14 protein-coding genes are annotated in these 17358 nt (G+C 60.9%); 9 read left to right on the top strand and 5 right to left on the bottom strand.

The window, feature by feature from the left end; genetic code table 11:
- Positions 1-48: 48 nt before the first annotated feature.
- A complete protein-coding gene (locus tag ACILSO_RS06680) occupies positions 49-1488 on the bottom strand; it encodes a Gfo/Idh/MocA family oxidoreductase (protein WP_395736599.1) in 1440 nt (479 codons plus the stop codon).
- A gap of 118 nt (positions 1489-1606) precedes the next feature.
- Here ACILSO_RS06680 and ACILSO_RS06675 point away from each other — a divergent pair, with 118 nt between their 5' ends.
- Positions 1607-3442 carry a sialidase family protein gene (locus ACILSO_RS06675; protein ID WP_395736598.1) on the top strand — a complete coding sequence of 612 codons (1836 nt, stop codon included), beginning with the start codon at positions 1607-1609 and terminating at the stop codon, positions 3440-3442.
- A gap of 9 nt (positions 3443-3451) precedes the next feature.
- On the opposite strand, the gene ACILSO_RS06670 is transcribed toward ACILSO_RS06675, so the two are convergent.
- Positions 3452-5110 (bottom strand): sulfatase, encoded by a 1659-nt coding sequence (locus ACILSO_RS06670; RefSeq protein ID WP_395736597.1) that lies wholly within the window; start codon positions 5108-5110, stop codon positions 3452-3454.
- 205 nt (positions 5111-5315) lie between these two features.
- Here ACILSO_RS06670 and ACILSO_RS06665 point away from each other — a divergent pair, with 205 nt between their 5' ends.
- The 6 genes from ACILSO_RS06665 (at position 5316) to ACILSO_RS06640 (ending at position 13678) form a co-directional block, all read left to right on the top strand.
- The gene (locus tag ACILSO_RS06665; RefSeq protein ID WP_395736596.1) at positions 5316-7748 is read left to right on the top strand and encodes a DUF1592 domain-containing protein; all 2433 of its coding nucleotides are present in this window, start codon (positions 5316-5318) and stop codon (positions 7746-7748) included.
- Positions 7749-7777: 29 nt separating this feature from the next.
- Positions 7778-9154 carry a DUF1552 domain-containing protein gene (locus ACILSO_RS06660; protein WP_395736595.1) on the top strand — a complete coding sequence of 459 codons (1377 nt, stop codon included), beginning with the start codon at positions 7778-7780 and terminating at the stop codon, positions 9152-9154.
- A complete protein-coding gene (locus ACILSO_RS06655; RefSeq protein ID WP_395736594.1) occupies positions 9151-10401 on the top strand; it encodes a hypothetical protein in 1251 nt (416 codons plus the stop codon). The genes ACILSO_RS06660 and ACILSO_RS06655 overlap by 4 nt, the downstream gene beginning before the upstream one ends.
- Positions 10402-10410: 9 nt before the next feature.
- Complete coding sequence (locus ACILSO_RS06650) at positions 10411-11670, top strand: hypothetical protein (RefSeq protein WP_395736593.1); 1260 nt, start codon at positions 10411-10413, stop codon at positions 11668-11670.
- A 223-nt stretch (positions 11671-11893) separates the two neighbouring features.
- A complete protein-coding gene (locus tag ACILSO_RS06645; protein ID WP_395736592.1) occupies positions 11894-13333 on the top strand; it encodes a PLP-dependent aminotransferase family protein in 1440 nt (479 codons plus the stop codon).
- Positions 13334-13420: 87 nt separating this feature from the next.
- Positions 13421-13678, top strand: coding sequence for a hypothetical protein (locus ACILSO_RS06640; RefSeq protein WP_395736591.1), 258 nt, complete (start codon positions 13421-13423; stop codon positions 13676-13678).
- A 29-nt stretch (positions 13679-13707) separates the two neighbouring features.
- Here ACILSO_RS06640 and ACILSO_RS06635 read toward each other — a convergent pair whose 3' ends face one another.
- Positions 13708-14157 carry a hypothetical protein gene (locus tag ACILSO_RS06635; RefSeq protein WP_395736590.1) on the bottom strand — a complete coding sequence of 150 codons (450 nt, stop codon included), beginning with the start codon at positions 14155-14157 and terminating at the stop codon, positions 13708-13710.
- A 20-nt stretch (positions 14158-14177) separates the two neighbouring features.
- Here ACILSO_RS06635 and ACILSO_RS06630 point away from each other — a divergent pair, with 20 nt between their 5' ends.
- Positions 14178-14339, top strand: a complete 162-nt coding sequence (locus tag ACILSO_RS06630; protein WP_395736589.1) for a hypothetical protein — start codon at positions 14178-14180, stop codon at positions 14337-14339.
- Positions 14340-14378: 39 nt separating this feature from the next.
- On the opposite strand, the gene ACILSO_RS06625 is transcribed toward ACILSO_RS06630, so the two are convergent.
- Positions 14379-16115 carry an ABC transporter ATP-binding protein gene (locus ACILSO_RS06625; RefSeq protein WP_395736588.1) on the bottom strand — a complete coding sequence of 579 codons (1737 nt, stop codon included), beginning with the start codon at positions 16113-16115 and terminating at the stop codon, positions 14379-14381.
- 70 nt (positions 16116-16185) lie between these two features.
- On the opposite strand from ACILSO_RS06625, the gene ACILSO_RS06620 reads away from it, so the two are divergent.
- Entirely contained in the window at positions 16186-16950 is a 765-nt protein-coding gene (locus tag ACILSO_RS06620) for an RDD family protein (protein ID WP_395736587.1), read from the top strand.
- Here the strand turns inward: ACILSO_RS06620 and ACILSO_RS06615 are convergent, their stop codons facing one another.
- Positions 16951-17301 (bottom strand): hypothetical protein, encoded by a 351-nt coding sequence (locus ACILSO_RS06615; protein WP_395736586.1) that lies wholly within the window; start codon positions 17299-17301, stop codon positions 16951-16953.
- Positions 17302-17358 lie beyond the last annotated feature (57 nt).

Below are 17358 nucleotides of genomic sequence, written 5' to 3'. Positions count from 1 at the left end.
AGGCCTCTGGACGGCAAAAAGCGCAGTCCAGAGGCGCGATGTATCCTTTTATGCCAGCTTGTAGCATTCTGCCCACTCGGCGCGCGGAGCCGGGCCTGCGAGGCGGGCATTGGCGGCGTCGTTGTTGATGAAGCGCTTGGTGGCGGGGTCGAACTGGAGATCGACGTTCATGTATTCGGCGATGGTGCCCAGATTGAGCACCTGGGTGAGCAGGCCGCCGACGCTGAATGGGGACTCGGTTTTGCCATTGCCCATGCAGGCCTGAATGAAGCTCTGGAAGTGGTTGTACTTCGGCGGGTGAAGGGCGAGGGCATCTTTAAACTCGATCATCTTGCTACGCGGATACACGAGGGAATGACGGTCGTGGGAGCCGCGCTGGACGAGGTAGTCGCCCTGCTTGCGATGGAGGAGGGAGCCGGTGGCGCCGGGATTGGGGATGACGACTTTGCCATCGGGGCCGGGATCGCCGAACTTTTCAGGGATCTCGATTTTGGTATCGCCGCCAGCTTTCCAGTGGAGCTCCACGGCGGGGAGTTTTTCGCCACGGGCGGGGAATTCAAAACGAATGTCGGAGCTCAGCGGATAGGCTACCTGATTGTAGTCCGCGAGTGCGAGCGGGGTGATGCGGGTGGGCAGGCCGAGCTTGAGGTGGTCATGGGCGAAGTCGATGATGTGCGCGCCCCAGTCGCCAAACATGCCGCCGCCATACAGGTGGAAGCCGCGCCAGTTGAAGGGGTGGTACATCTTGCTGAAGGGCTTCACCTCCTGCGGGCCGCACCAGAGGTCCCAATTGAGCGACTCGGGCTTCGGCTCTTCCGCTGGATAGCCTTTGACGAGCGCGCGCTCGGCGGCGTTCATGAACCAAAGGGAAGGGGACTTCCAGGCGTCGATCTTCACGATGTCATCGACGATGCCCGCCGCGAGCATCTGCTTGAACTGCTCGGCTCCGGCGGAGGTATGGCCCTGATTGCCCATCTGCGTGACCACCTTGAACTTCTTTTCCGCACGCATGAGGATTTCCGCCTCTTCAAAGGTGTGTGTCAGCGGTTTCTCCACATACACGTGCTTGCCCAATGCCATGGCATGAATGGCGGCGGTGAAGTGGGTGTGGTCTGGGGTGACGACACTGACGGCGTCGATGTCCTTGCCCATCTTGTCGAGCATCTCGCGGAAGTCGCTGAAGCGTTTCACGTCCGGGAATGCCTTCAAGTTTTTTTCCAGGCCCTTGGCGGCGACGAAGTCCACATCGGTGAAAGCCACCGGCGTGGAGGCGCCTCCCTCGGTGAGGCCGGGAATGACACTGCCGGCACGCCCACCGATGCCGATGCAACCCAGATTGATGCGGCGGCTTGGCGGGAGCTGGGGATTGTCGGCAGCGCGAGCGCTGGTGAGGTAGGCTGGGATGAAATTGAAGCCAAGGCCTGCGGCCACGGATTGTTTGACGAAGTTACGGCGGGACGAACTGGGGGAATTTTGAGGTGTTTTCATGGTGGTTCGGAAAAAGGACCAGATCATCATGCTAGATGTCCGGATGGAAAAACGCCAGTATGAAAGCGTTCTCGCAGGTCTAATTGAGCGCACCTGCGCGTTTCGCACCACCCATCTCATGATGAAACACCTGCTGCCACGTGCCTTTTGGGGACTGTTTTTGTTCGACGTTATAGCGATCACAGTGGCAGGAGCCGCCGATCCGCCGCGCATGTTGTTTTTGGAAGATGCCGGACACGATGCCACTGCGCCCAGCGGCACTCGTTCTGGTTATGCGATCCTACGCCGTGAGGATGGCAGCTTCTGTTTTTACAATCCCTACACGCCAAGGGCCGAGCCTCTGCGCCTGCCAGACGGCAAAGGTGAGAGATACACGCTGCTGCCAGCGCTGCCGGAGAGCCTGGCCAAGTCCAAAGCTCTCGTCACCAGCGGCATCCTCAACAATGCTCAAACTTTGCTGGCTGCCGATGGCACTGTACGCAGTCTCACAGTGAAGTCGGAGCGCCTTTCCAAGGAAGACGCTGCACGCATCGGCCTGCCGATGTATCTCGACATGTGGTATCAGCAAGGGAATGTGGATGCGGTGGGTGCTCCGGTGCGTACCTGGCGTGGCTATAATGGCTCGCAAATGGAATACCAGCGACTGGCCAGCGGACGGCTGCTGGTCCCGCATGGCAGCTTTCTTCCACACTCGAAAGCGGCTCCGCCCACGGGCCGCCACGAGACGGTGATCGAATATTCGGACGATGGCGGAGCAACGTGGCAGCTGAGCGCTTCGCGGCTGACCTCTCCCTGTTATGATGGCTTCAACGGTGCGAACGAAGGTGCCTGCGAGCCATGCTTTGAGGAAAGGCGCGATGGCTCCATCTGGATGCTGATGCGGACGCAAGCTGGCTGTCTTTACGAGTCCTTTTCCAAAGATGGAGGCAGCACCTGGTCGGTGGCCGCACCTTCGCGCTTTCGCACTTCCACGGGCCCTGCGAATCTGCTGCGCCACCGGGACGGGCGGCTCGTTTTGACCTGGAACAACTGCGAGCTGCCACCGAAGCACGATGGTGTGGGAGTCTACGGCGGGCGCGACGCATTGCACATTGCGATCTCGGATGATGACGGCCGCACGTGGCAGGGCTTTCGCGAGATCTACCTTGATCATCGCCGCAATGACAATCCCGCTGCTTCGGGAGATCGCGGCACGGCCTATCCGCTCGCGGCCTTTGATGAGCAGGGGCGCATCATCGTGCTGGCAGGTCAGGGCAAAGGCGGGCGCAATCCCATTGTGGTCGATCCTGCCTGGATCACCGAGACCGCGGCTGAGTCGGACTTCAGCGACGGGCTGGCGCAGTGGAGCACCTATCAGCACATCGGCCCCGCAAAACGCTGGTGGCGTGCGCGCCGCACTGGCTGTGAGCTCATCGAAACACCGGACGAAAAAGGCTCCCGCAGTCTGCATGTGCGCCACGCCGCCTCCACGGAGGCGCCCAGCGAGCCTGACACAGCGGTGTGGAATTTTCCCAATGGCTGGCGTGGTGAACTCACCGCACGCATCCGCCTTCCTGGCGGATCGCAGGGCGCGATCTTCTCCCTCAATGACCGCTTCTTTGATCCCTCCAACACACTCGGTGAAGACGCCGCGGTGTTTCAGGCAAAGGTGACCACGGGCGAGGCAAAGCCGGATGAGTGGCACACGCTCTCTATGCGCTGGGACCTCGCACGCGGCCAGTGCGAATATCGGCTGGATGATGCGCCGGTCTCCACGCTGCCGCTGCACTCGCGCACGCTGAATGGCGTCAGCTATCTGCGCATCCGTGCCGCTGCCGCCACGCCGGATGCTCAAGGCGTGATCATCCGCCACGTGAAAGCCCACATCGACGATCCCAACGCCCCGGTGGTCACTCGCGAGGATGTGGACGCATGGCAGCAGGAGTATGTGAAATCAATCGTGCCGCGCTGGTGAAGGCGGGGGTTACTTGGACATCTTGCGCTGCTGCCTGCGTGTCAGCGGAGCCGGTGCGGGATAGGGGGTGCCAAATTCGCCAAAGGGCTGCGCGAGCGGGGCGAGTGCTTGTTTGAGCTTTGCTTTCATGTCCGCGAGCACGGCGGCATGCGCCGGGTCGGCGGCGAGATTTTGAGTGTCCTGCGGTTCGGGGCCGCTCTTCATTTCGAAAAGCTGATCGGCATCAAACTGGAAGGGGAAGTCGTCGATGGACTTCATGTAGTTGTTGCCTTGCGTGTGCCAGCGCCAGGAGTTGCGGGCAAACTGCCACTGCTCGGGAGTGAGCGTCTTTTTGAACTTCTCGAAAAACTGCTGCGCCTTGGGTGTCAGGCGCGGGAAGTCTCCGGTGCGCTCTGCTTCGGCGATCTTTGCCTCCACATCGGGCGGATAACGCAGGGCGACGTATTTCCAGGCGTCGGTCACCACCGCGCGAGTGTGGCCGTTTTCGAGCAGCAGGGCGTCGCGCCAGGGCGCTTTGTCATCCGCGAGCACAGGCAGGATGCTGCGGCCATCCAACTTCATGCTGGCGGGCGGAGTGATGCCGCAGGCGTCGAAGATCGTCGGTGCAAAGTCGGTGTTGGCCACGATGCGGCTGCAGACGGAGCCTGCCTTGAAGCGCTGCGGCCACAGCATGAGCAGCGGCACGCGCGCTCCGCCTTCATAGAGGGTTTCTTTGCCGCGCTGGTTGTTGTCTGAAAAGACAATGACGAGCGTGTTGTCCAGCAGCTTCAGCTCTTCGAGGCGCTGCACCACCGCGCCGATGCCGCAATCAAGCCAGTGCATGCCAAACTGCTGCGCCGTTTTGGCCCCGGCGGCTTTGGCGGTGTCGTAGATTTCATTGCGCGAAGGCATCGGCACCTTGGGCGCTTCTGGCAGCAGGCCGCCCTCCGTGACGCGGCCATACTTGGCATAATCTTCCAGCAGAAGCTGCGGTTTGATGGGCAGGTGCAGCAGATGCGTGGAGAGATACAAAAAGAAGGGGCGCTGCTGGTTCTCGCCGATGAAGTTCAGCGCGCCCTGCACCTCCGCCTCCATGTTGTGGCTGAAGTCTTCGCCGTACAGGTCGATGCCCCTGAACTGCGAGGTGCGGAAGTCGATGGGCGCAGCGACGGAATCAAACCCACGTTCTTTGATGCGCCCCGTCAGCCACGCGCTGCGCTGCTTCAGCCAGGCATCTGCTTCGGAGCTAAAGACGCTGCCATCCTTGCCCTGGTAGCGGGCGTATTTCTCCGCCTCCAGGTGATATTTGCCGACGAAGCCGGTGCGGTACCCGGCCTTCTGCATCACGTTGGGCAGATTGGGCAGATCGGCCTCCAGCGAGATGTGGCCGCCTGCTTCATCATCCTCGGCGGCGTCAGCGTCCGCCGACGGGTGCTGCGCGCGGGAGGCGTAGCGCCCGCTGAGGCAGGTGTAGCGGCTGGGCACGCAGAGCGGAGTCACGGCATAGGCTCGGGTGAATTTCACCCCACGCTCTGCGATGCGATCCATGTGCGGCGTGAGACCCGTGCCGCCGTAGCACTGGCCCATGTAGGCGAAGTCCACGTTATCAATGACAATGAAGAGGACATTCGGGCGGGTCTCCGCTGCGACGGATGAGACAAGAAACAGAAAAAGGAAGAGCCATCTCATGGGGGTATGGGTGTGGGGCTGGGCGGCTTCTTCAACGAGCGCGCCGCCGCCTTGTTTCAAAGGTGTACACAGGCCTGCCTTCGGCGCTGTTTTGCGCCCGGCGGGCCGCGTGGGCCAGGGGCGGCCGACATGCCTTTACCCCCGAGAATTCGTGGGTCGTGCATAAAGGCGGTACGGGCTGCGTTTGTTTCACACTGACCTCCCTATGACCCGTTTTGTTTTCAGTCTTTCAGCCATCCTCGGCCTTGCCGGTGCCACCCGCGCAGCAGAGCCGTTTGACGTTTTTTTGGACAAATACTGCATCAACTGCCATGGCCCCAAGAAGGAGAAGGGGGATCTGCGGATCGACCAGCTCTCGCGCGATTTCAAGTTGGGGGCGGACAGCCACCACTGGGCGGAGATGATCGAGCAGGTGAACTCCGGCGAGATGCCGCCGAAGAAGGAGAAGAAGCCGACGCAGGAGGAGATCTCCGCCTTCGTCACCAGCCTGGACTCGCGGCTGAAGGAGGGCAGGGCCGCACGCATGGCGGCGCGGCCAGCGGTCGCGCATTACCGCATGAGCCGGAAGGAGTACCAAAACACGGTGTATGATTTGCTTGGCGTGCGTTACGATCCTTCCAAGCCGGGGGAGCTGAACGAGGACACACGATGGCATGGCTTTGAGCGCATCGGCTCTGAGCTGACGCTTTCGCCATCGCACGTGGACCGCTACTATCGCGCGGCGGAGCAGGTGCTTGACCGCGCCTTTCCTGCTGCCGCAACCAGCGAGCCTCGCCTCGTGCGCAAGACCGCGGCGGATCTGCGCTACAACGGCGGGAAAGATCAGCAGGCGGCGCTCGACCGTTTTGGCATCAAGCGGCCGCTGCGTTATCTGCTTTTCCCGGGCACGGTGCAGAATGCGCTCTCGCCAAACTGGTTTGGCAGGACGGGGCCGGAGCACAGCGGACTTTATAAAGTGCGCATCCAGGCCAGCGGCATCCGCCCGCCCGATGGCCAGCCGGCGCATCTGAGCATCGGCAAGAAGACGGGAGAGGAAACGGTGGACGGACTCATCGAGTTTGATCTCACCGCACCGGAGGACAAGCCGCAGGTGTATGAGTTTGAGGTGTTTCTTGAAATGCCAGTGTCGCTGGATTTCTGCGTGGTGGCCACCGATGTGGTGGACCGCCGCAGCGGCGCCGCCTTTCGCAATGCGCTCGGCAGCCGGGGTGGCTACATTTTCACACACAGCAGCGAGACTCTGCTGCTCAACCCGAACGCTCCGCAGATGTTCGATGACAAAGGGAATGGCGTCTTCTCGACGGTGCTGCTGGACTGGATCGAATGGGAAGGACCGCTCGTAACGCCTGCGGAAAAAGCGCGGCGTGCAGGTCTGGTGCCCGAGGACAACGCGACGCCTGAAGTGGTCGCCGAGCATCTGCAGCGCTTCGCCGAGCGCTCCTGGAGGCGGCCCGTGAAACTGGAGGAGCTGGAGGATTACCTGAAGTCCTACCGTGACGAACGCGAGGCGGGCGAGAAGATGGCAGACGCCTACCGTGTGGCGATGCAGGGGGTGCTGACCTCACGAAACTTTCTCTATCTCGTCGAGGGCGATCCAGCACCACGCGAACAACTGACCGAGTGGGAGCTGGCCACGCGGCTTGCGTATTTTCTGTGGAGTTCGATGCCGGATGATGCCCTCTTCACTGCGGCCAAAGGCGGCACGCTGAATGGTGAAGGGTTGAAAAAGGAAGTGGGCCGCATGCTGACGGACAGCCGGATCAACCGCTTCATCGACGATTTTTCACGGCAGTGGCTGCAACTCCATCGCGTGGGCATGTTCCCGCCGGACAAGAAACTCTACCCCACCTACGATGCGTGGCTGGAGACGAGCATGGGCGAGGAGCCGGTGGAGTTTTTCCGCGAGATGCTGGTGAAAAATCTGCCCATGAATGCCTTCCTGGATTCCGACTGGACCATGGCCAATGCGCGGCTGTGCGATTTCTACGGACTGCCAGAGCCAAAGACGAATGGTTTCCAGCGCGTGGCGCTCAAGCCTGAAGATCATCGCGGCGGCCTGCTCACCATGGGTGCATCGCTCGGGCTGACTTCGGATGGAACACGCCACCGTCCGGTGCATCGCGGTGTCTGGCTCAGCGAAGTGATCTTGGGCAAGACGCCCCCGCCACCTCCCGCCAACGTGCCTGCCATCGAGCCTAATCCGCCGACCAGCGCCAAGGCCACTCTGCGGGACAAACTGGAGGCGCACCGCGATAATGCGAACTGTGCCGCCTGCCACGCAAAGATCGATCCCCTCGGCCTCGCCTGGGACAACTACGACGCCATCGGCCAATGGCGCACCCATGAGAAAGTCGCCGCAGGAACAGGCGCCGACCCTCTGATCAATCCTGCCGGTGCCATGCCTGACGGCCGCGCCTTCAAGGACTCGAACGAGTTCAAGCGTCTGCTCATCGAAGACCGGGACAAGTTTGTGCGCGCCTTCATTGAACATCTTTGCACTTACGGCCTGCGCCGTGTACTCACGATTGATGACGAGGACGACATCAACGCCATCGCGGCCGAAGCGAAGAAAGACAAGTCGGGCGTGAAAGACATTGTGCGCGCGGTGGCTTTGTCTGACCTCATGCGCAAACGTTAACAAATTCTGTCACTCCACCACTCCATCCTATGAGCAACTACCTCTCCCAATCCTGGCTGATTGACCGTCGGCATGCCTTGCGTGCGCTGGGCAGCTTTATCTCGCTGCCTTTTCTTGAGTGCATGGTGCCGCTGCGGGCGGCGGAAGCTGCCACGGTGGCACCGAAGCGCAGCGCTTTCATCTATCTGGCGAACGGCGTGCATTCGCTGAACTACCAGATCACCACGCCGGGGAAGGACTACAAATTTTCGCGCTCGCTCGCGCCATTGGAGAAGCATCGGCAGGTCGTCACGCCCATCAGCGGGCTGCATCATCCGGGCAGTCTGAGTCATCACCATAATTGCATCAACATCTGGCTGACAGGAGGAAAGCTGGGGCCTTCGGATCGCAACACGATTTCCGTGGACCAGAAGATGGCGGAGATCACGGCGCAGCATACGCGTTATCCGTCGCTGGAGGTGGCCATCACCCAGGAGTCGCTGGCATGGACGGCAGACGGCGTGCGTCTGCCGGCGATGCGGCGCTGCAGTGAGATTTTTGCGTCCATGTTTGCCGAACCGAAAGGCGGCGTGGCAGCGCAGCGGCGTGCCCTGCGCCGCAAGGGCAGCGTACTGGATGACAATCTGGCGGAAGTGCGCCGGCTGGAGAAAAAGATGGGCACTGCGGACAAGGGACGCATGGAGCAGTACCTCACTTCCGTGCGCGAGGCGGAGATCCGCACGCGGCGTGCGGACGCATGGCTGGACACACCGCTGCCTGTGATCTCCGACGCAGATCGCAAGCGCACCGATCGCGACATTCCCGACACCAAGGCGGGTGATTATTTCCGCACGGTGTATGACCTCATGGTGCTCGCGTTTCAAACGGATGTGACACGCGTGGCCACCTTCAGCCTGGGTGGCGAGGGGCAGGCCATCGCCATTCCTGAAATCGGCATCACGGAGTCGCGCCATCAGCTCAGCCACCACGGCGGCGACCTGGGCTACATGGAGAAGCTCACCAACTACGACACCTTTGCCATTGAGCAGTTCAGCTACTTCCTCACGCGGCTCGAAGAGACCAAGGACCTTGACGGCAAGTCCCTGCTCGGCTCCACCATGTCTCTCTTTGGCAGCGGCATGTCCTATGGCCACAGCCATGGCAATGCCAATCTCCCGCTCGTGCTTGCGGGTGGCTCGGACCTCGGTTTGAAACATGGAAGCCACCTCGACTTCAACCTGAAGGCCGCCGGCTTCCAAGGCTACGCGCTGGGCGCGGACGGCGGACTCACCACCGCGCACTACCAGACCTGCAGCCGCCCGGTGAACACGGATGCCCACATGAGCAACCTGCTGCTCCTCATGGCCCAGCGCATGGGCGTGGAGACGGACACGTTTGGAGACAGCAACAAGGTGATCGCGCTATGATGAAATACGTTCTTGGGTCTTTGTTCCTGGTTCTGGGTTTGTGTGTCAGCGCAGAGGAGCCTTTCCGCCCCGAAGCCGGGAAGTTTCCAGCGGTTGAGAAGGCGCACACCTACCGGGGTGAACTTGTGTTTGTGGATCACGCCAATCGGCGCGGCAGCCTGCGTGTGCAGGGGGCGGGCGGAACGTATTTCCGCAATGCTCCGCATCCCTTCGCGCTGCTTCCGTATGCCGTCGTGCGTTATCACGGCGCGCCGGCGGATCTGAGGGACATTCCGCTCGGCACCGTGCTGCATGTGAAGGCTTTTCTCCCGCCAGACCCCAAGCTCTCCGCCGTGCCGGTGCTGCCGGTGGACAACAAGGATAAGATCGCGGGCTACAGCGGCACCGGTGTGGCACCGGCCGAGAATCATGTGCTTCTGCTCGAAGACGAAGCCAGCCACTGCCAGCGCGAAGGCCTGGTGTGGAAGCTGAAGGATGTGGACATCAAGAACAACGAAGGCATGATCGTGGCAAGCTGCGAACCCAAGGACGGCGGAAACGCCAAGCCGACGACAGAAAACCTGACCTTCGATGCAGCCACGCGGATCTGGCGCGGCCGCGAATGTCTCAGCGTTGCTGATTTGGTCGCGGAAGGCCTCTGGCCTGCGAGTGGCAAGAAATCGCTGGATGGCCAGGCCGTACAGCTTGGCATCACCTGGAGGCCCACGCCGGATGGTATCTTCACCCGCTTCCACATTTCGGACCTCTGGCTGGATGATTCCGCCATGCAGCGTGCCACGCTGGTGCAGACTGAGACGCACAAGGCCTTCATTCGCAGCCGCTGGATGCCCGCCTTGGTGGACAACGTCGAGTATGGCAAGTTTGGCCGCGCCACGGTGACGGCGACTTTGTTTGGAGGCATGGACACCTCCCTCTACGCCGATTTTCAGAAAGGCGGGCAGGTGCTGGCCAACGGTGCTGAGAACACGCTGAAGCATGCTGGCGGAGCCTATGGTCCGGCGCACATGGCGTCCAAAGGGACACTCCTTAACGTCACGAAAGCAGCAGTGGAGCCGCCTCTGGGAAGCAGCGGCATCCAGATCCAGTTTGAGACGGATCTCGTCATCGAAGGACTCCGCCCTGGCAGAGTCTTCCGCGTGCGGCCCGCGGGCTGGCCCCAGGTGCAGGTGCCCCGTGAGGAGTATGTGGGCGACGGCTCCAACGCGGAGGACCGCTTTCCGACACCCATCATCTTTCCCAAGTACTGAGACGAGCGCATGAGATTCATCCTGCTGAGTGCCGTTTTAGGCCTGCTCACCCTCGACGCAGCCGGTGCTGACGAAGCGTTCCGACCTGAGGCGGGGAAGTTTCCGCCGCTGGAGAAAGCCCATTCCTACCGGGGCGAGCTGGTGTTTGTGGATCACGCGAACCGCCGGGGCAGCCTTCGTGTGGAGGGAAGCGGGGTGTTCCGCCGGAATGATCCGCACCCTTTTGCCATGCTGCCTTATGGCATGGTGTGCTATCATGGAGCACCGGCGGACCTGCGGGACATCCCGCTTGGCACGGTGCTGCATGTGCGGGCCTTCCTGCCGCCGGACCCGAAGATTTCCGCAGTGCCGGTTCTGCCAGTGAACAACAAGGAGAAAGATGCAAACCACAGTCGTGGCACTGGCATCGCCCCCGCTGAGAACCATGTGCTCCTTCTCGAAGATGAGGTCAGCCATTGTCTGCGCGAGGGCAACGTCTGGAAGCTGAAGGAAGTGGAGATCAAGAACAACGAAGGGATGATCCTCGCAAGCCGGGAGGCGAAGGCAGGTGGAGATGGCAAGGGCAGCGAGGAAAGTCTGAGCTTTGATGCCGCCACGCGAATCTGGCGCGGCCGCGAATGTCTCGACGTCGCTGATCTGGTGGCGGAAGGACTCTGGCCTGCCAGCGGGAAGAAATCGCTGAACGGCCAGGCCGTGCAGCTCGGCATCACCTGGAAGCCCACGCTCGGCGGTGTGTTCACCCGCTTTCACATCTCGGATATCTGGCTGGATGACACAGCGGTGCAGCGTGCCGCCCACAACCAGACCGAAACGCACAAGGCCTTCATTCGCAGCCGCTGGATGCCCGCGTGGGTGGACGCCGTGGAGTATGGCAAGTTTGGCCGCGCCACGGTGACGGCGACGTTGTTTGGCGGCATGGATGCCAGTTTATACGCTGATTTTAAAAAGAGCGTCCCTGCACTGATGAATGGTGTGGAGAACACCCTGAAGCATACCGAAGGGGGCACGGCAGGACCTGCGCAAATGGCCGCGCGAGGCACCATCCGCGATGTCACCCAGGTGCCTGGAGAGGTGCCTCTGGGCAGCAGTGGCATCCAGATTCGTTTTGAGACGGACCTTATCACCGAAGGCATGCGTCCTACAAGAATTGTGCGCGTTCGTCCTGCCAGCTGGCCGGATGTACACCTGCCGAGGGAAGAGCACCTCGACAGCGGAAGCTTCAGCCTCGAAGACCGCTTCCCGACACCTGCCATCTTTCCGAAGTATTGAGGCGTTTCGGGGATCCGCGTTTTAGACCAACTCTCAAAATCTTGTCACATTGCCCGGACGGCGGAGCGGCCCCATTGGCCCCATTGGCCCCATTGGCTGCGTTGGTCGCTTGCCTGTTATTTTCAAATAGCAGACGGCGCTCCCGCCTTGCCACTGGGGCCGCTGCGCTCGACGGTCAAAATGACAATCTTTCCGAGAACTGGTCTAAGTCATTGCAGCCGCTTTGAACCTGCTGTCTTCCTTCCGTGTGACGCAGGAGCCGCTTTTCAAACAAGTCGCAAATACGGTGGAGAAAATGATCCACGATGGAGTGCTGCGGCCGGGCGAGCGGACGCCCTCTCTGCGGGCGGTGTGTGATCAACATGGCGTGAGCATGAGCACTGCGGTGCAGGCGTTTGTGGAGCTGGAATCGCGGGGGCTGGTGGAGCCGCGGCACAAGTCGGGCTTTTTTGTGAAAGCGCCGCCCAAGGTGATCATGGATCTGCCGGGACCTCCGCGTGTGCCGATGTCCGGGAGTCTGGGCAACCGCCATGCCAGCCTGTTTGATGCGGTGGTGGCAGGCAACGTCATCGCCCTCGGGGGCGCGGTGCCGAGTCCGGAGATCCTTCCTACGGCGAAGCTCAACCGCATGCTTTCTGAGAAAGCGCGGAATGCCGGCGCCCGTGGCGTGATGTATGATCTGCCGCCCGGCTCAGAAATGCTGCGACGTCAGATCAGCAAACGCATGACGAAGGGCGGTGCGGTCGTCGCGCCTGCAGACATCATCACCACCTGCGGAGCCACGGAGGCGCTGATGCTGTGCCTGCGTGCCGTGACCAAGCCGGGGGATGTGGTGGCGGTGGAAACTCCGACTTACTTTGGCATTCTGCATGTGCTTGAAGCGCTGGCGCTGCGGGCGCTGGAGATACCCACCGATGCCCGGACCGGCCTGAGGCTGGATGTGCTGGAGAGCGTATTGAAAAATCAGCCAGTGAATGCCTGCATCGTTCTCCCAGCCTTCAGCAATCCGCTTGGAGCCTCCATGCCGGACGATGCCAAACAACGGCTGGTGGGCATGCTGAAGGCGAGGGAGATTCCCTTGATCGAAGATGATGTGTTTGGCGAACTGCCTTTCGGGCCCAAGCGAGGCCGCACCTGCAAATCGTTTGATGACTCGGGGCTGGTGCTGTTTTGCAGCTCCTTTTCAAAAACACTGGCACCGGGATATCGGGTGGGCTGGGTTGTGCCGGGGAGATACTACCATGCGGTGCGTATCGCGAAGCTGACACACACCATGGCGACGGCCACGCTGCCCGAACTCGCGATCGCCAGCTTTCTGGCGGATGGAGGGTATGACCACTGGCTGCGGAGCGCGCGTGCCATTTACAAAATGAACGTCATGCGAATGCGGCGTGCGATCCTGGAAGAGTTCCCGGCAGGAACGACGGTCACGACGCCGCAGGGTGGATTTCTGGTGTGGGTCACCATGCCCGTCACGGTCAATGCGCTTGAGCTTTATGACCGCGCTCTGGCCAAAGGAATCAGCATCGCGCCCGGGCAGTTGTTTTCCTTGGAGCCACGCTACGCAAACTGCATTCGCATTTCCTGCGGAGAGCCGTGGTCTCCGCGGATTGAGGGAGCCGTCCGGACTCTGGGCAGTCTGGCGAAACGGCAGGTGAAATGATATCTGCCGGCGTTCAGCCATCTGTACTGTTCGTCAATTTGACCATCTGTATCTTTTGGCTTCTTGGGCGCGTGCGAGTGTGGCGGCATGAACCCTCCATTAACTCCCTTGTTTGCAGTGATGAGTCCCGAAGGAATGCTTGGCCTTAAGGTGATCGGTGTGCTCGGATTGATCGCCATTATTCCTGCCGGTGTGATCTTGTATCGGAATCAAGACCGGTGGTTTGGCCGCAGCAGCGACACTCCGAGCGAAACCAGCGGCAGCCTGGTTTACGGTCTGGCGCAGACGTGGCTGGTGTATGTGGGCCTGCTGCACCTCATGCTGTGGCTTGCCTTCGGCCTGTAAGGTGGAAACCAACGAATCGGCGGTGCAGATCAGCGCCGGTCGATATCCCAGCCGCTACGACCGAACTCGTAGGGTTCGTCGAAGCGGCCCTTGCCGGGGGTCCAGGTGGTTGGGAAAGCCAGCTTCACGTCTTCGTGATATTTCGAAGGATGCTCGGAGAACTGAAAGGGGACACCGGGCGAATCTAGAATCTCTCTAACCGGAGTGCTGAGCACCGTGGGCTGCACCTCCCATTTTTTGCCATTCGGGTAGTAGAACATGCGCGATGAGCGCTGAAAGTAGGCCTCATACCGCGGATAGTACACATAGTTTCCCGAGTTCCCGAGCCGCGGAGCGTGGGCAGACAGTCCGCCTGGATAACCGTAGCCCGGAGCGGCAAGACCGAACTTCGCATTGCAAGCCGCAAGCAGGAACACCAGGCAAAGCATGAAGAAGTGGCGGAATGTCAAAGACGGGCCGTTAGCAGGAGTGGAATTCATGCCTGCTCTTTAGCGGGAATTTGACGCCGGGCAATCGGGAGGTGGGCAGCATCGGCACTGATGGAACGGACCGCCCGATGTACTTCCTCTTTGGAACCGATGGCAAGATCATTCAAAAAGGCACGACTGCCATGGGAGGTGCCGCCGGGGCGAAGCTGGTGAAGGAATGGACGGGCAAATAAGCCTGCTGTCCCGCGCCTTTTCCGACCAGCCACGCAGGTTCACGCCGCATTTGCTCCTGCCGCGATGAGGGAAGTGCGGCAAAGACGCGCATACATCCCCTCCTCGGCGATCAGTTCGTCGTGGGTGCCCTGCTCGATGATGCAGCCGCGCTCAAGAACGTAAATGCGGTCGGCGTTGCGCACGGTGCTGAGGCGGTGTGCGATGACGAAGCTGGTGCGGTGGGCCATGAGATGCTCCAGAGCTTCCTGGATCTGGCGCTCGGTCTCGGTGTCCACACTGGCAGTCGCTTCATCGAGGAGAAGGATGGGGGGATTGCGCAAGAGCGCACGGGCGATGCTGATGCGCTGCTTCTCACCCACGCTGAGCTTCACGCCGCGCTCGCCCACGTGTGTGTCGAGCAGGTTGGGCAGGCGTTTGACGAAGGCATCTGCATTGGCGCTTTTCAGCGCCTCCCAAAGCTGCTCGTCGGTGGCATCCCGGCGTCCAATGACAAGGTTTTCGCGCACGGTGCCATTGAACAGGAAGCTCTCCTGCGTGACGTAGCCGATGTGGCGGCGCAGCCAGGCTTTGTTGAGTTCATGCACCGGAGCGCCGTCAATGGTGATGACGCCCTCATCGTACTCGTAGAAGCGGGTGAGGAGATTGATCAGCGTGGATTTGCCGGCACCGGTGGGGCCGACCAGCGCGATGGTCTGGCCGGGATGCGCATCGAGCGAAACACCATGCACGGTGGGGGTTTTGCCTGCATAGCTGAAGCCCACGTTTTCATAGCGCACATGGCCGGAGATGGATGCGAGCTCGCGTCCTCCCGTGGTGTCGGCCTCGGGTTCGGCATCGAGGATGTCAAAGACGCGCTCTCCGGCAGCACGCCCGGTCTGCAGAATCTGATTGAGCTGATGCAGGCTTTCGATGGGGTCGTAGAAAAACTTCACCAGAAGCAGGAAGGCGGTGAGATCCCCGGTCTGGATTCTTCCGGCCATGAGCTGGCGTGCCCCCACCCAAAGCACGATGACCATGCCGACGCTGGTGAGGAAATTCATGCCGGGACGGTAGATGGACCAGATGCGCATGACGTGGAGCGTGGCCTTGCGCAAGGCATCGCTGGCGTTGTTGAAGCGGCTGTGCTCCTCGCGCTCCATGGCATAGGCTTTGATCTGGCGCATGCCGGAGACATTGTCCTGAAGCAGGGAGTTCATGGCGCTGCTGGCCTTGCGGACCTTGCGGTGGCGGTCACGCGAGGTACGGGTGTAGATCAGCGCGCCAGCCATGAGGAAGGGCAGGGGGATAAGCGCATAGAGGGTGAGCGTGACATCCGCCTGCAGCATGAAAACACCGACGACAATGATCTGGAGGATGGAAATGAGCCCCTGTTCGATGCCATCAATCAGCACGCGCTCGACGGAGGGGATGTCCTCGGAGACCGTCGTCATGATGTCGCCGGAGGGCCGGTTGTCGAACCAGCGGAGCGGGAGGGTTTGCAGGCGCTGGTAGATATCGCTGCGGAGGTCATAAATGACCTTCTGCTCAAAGGTGTTGTTGAGCTGAATGCGCAGAGAATTGAACAGGTGCTGGGCAAAATAGGCGGCGAGCGCCCAGAGGGCGAGGGGTGTCAGGCGGTCCCATTGTTTTCCAGGCACCACGACATCCAGAACTTCGCGGGTGATGTGCGGAAACACGATGACCATCATTGTGCCGGTGATGGCGCAGGCGATCTGGGCGGAGCCGAGCCAGGGGTAACGACGGAGGTAGGAAAAGACGCGGGCGATGGTTTTCAAATGGGAAGGGAGCTTGATGCGGGCTGGTTAGCAGCTATCTAGCATACGACCTACAGCAAACGGCATATTCATGAAATACCATCTGGCACGCGGCGAGGAGCAACTCGGCACATTCAACGACCTGGATGTGAGCGCCGGATTGAGGGCTGGCAGGTTCAAGCCCACGGACCTCTGCTGGACGGAAGGCATGGCGGACTGGAAGCCGCTGGGAGACCACCTGCAGGAGTTGAATCCGGAGGCCTCCCCCCCGGTCCTGGAGCCAAGCGCCATCTCGGCCCTGCGCGCCGAAGTGCGGATGGACCGCGTCATACGCCTGGAACTGGCTTCACGCGGGCAAAGACTGGCGGCGAAGCTGATCGATTCTGTGCTTCTGCTGGCACCCTTGTGGATTATTCTGACGATGTTTTTCAATCCGGCATTTATTGAGGAATACCGGAAGCTTGAGGACAATCCCACAGAGCTGATGAACTCCATTCAGCGGCGCTCCGAAGAGGTGCGAACCTCAGGGAATGTGGTGCTGCCGGTGGCGAGCCTGGTGTTTGACACCGCCGTCATCACCAACCTGGTGCTGCTGAGCCTCAGGGGCCAGACCATTGGCAAACTCATCCTGGGAATCCAGGTGGTGCGGTTTCCAGAGGGGTTTCCTGCCGGCTTCGTGAAGGCTGTGCTGCTGAGGAGCCTGGTTTTTGGCATTCTGATCTTTGCAGGGATCGTTTCCTTCGGCGGGCTGGGGCTGCCTCTGCTGCTGGCAGACGCGCTTATGATCTTCCGTCAGGACCGCCGCTGCCTGCACGATCTGATCGCCGATACTTTGGTGACGAAGCGCAACCGCTGATTAGTTGGCAATGCCCGGCTTGCTGTTGTGCTGGTGCCGGTCGAACTCCCTGGCGTTTTCCCGCTGTTCCGGCGACTGGGTGCGCTGCTTTTCACGGAAAGTGTAGGTGGCACCAAGCACGAAGCAGGACACGTCCACCACCAGAATCGCCATGGCAACGACGATGCCGTAACGCTTCAGGGCTTCATCGATGACTTTGTTCCGATTGACTGAAAACGTTTCCGATTTGGAAAACATGGACTGAAACAGCCGCCGCCAGCCTCGTGGCTCCCGAGCAATGCTGAACGACCAGATGAACAGGGCGGTCAAGATGACGCAGGCAATTTGGTAGTGGATGGGAATTTCGCGCATGAAGTGGTTGCCGCGGACAGCAGGCTTCGCAGGGGCGATTTATAGAATGCCCTCGAT

This window comes from Prosthecobacter sp. (assembly GCF_044226605.1).
GTDB lineage: Bacteria > Verrucomicrobiota > Verrucomicrobiia > Verrucomicrobiales > Verrucomicrobiaceae > Prosthecobacter.
Note: the sequence above shows the minus strand (reverse complement) of the source record. Positions and strands in the feature narration are given on the sequence as shown.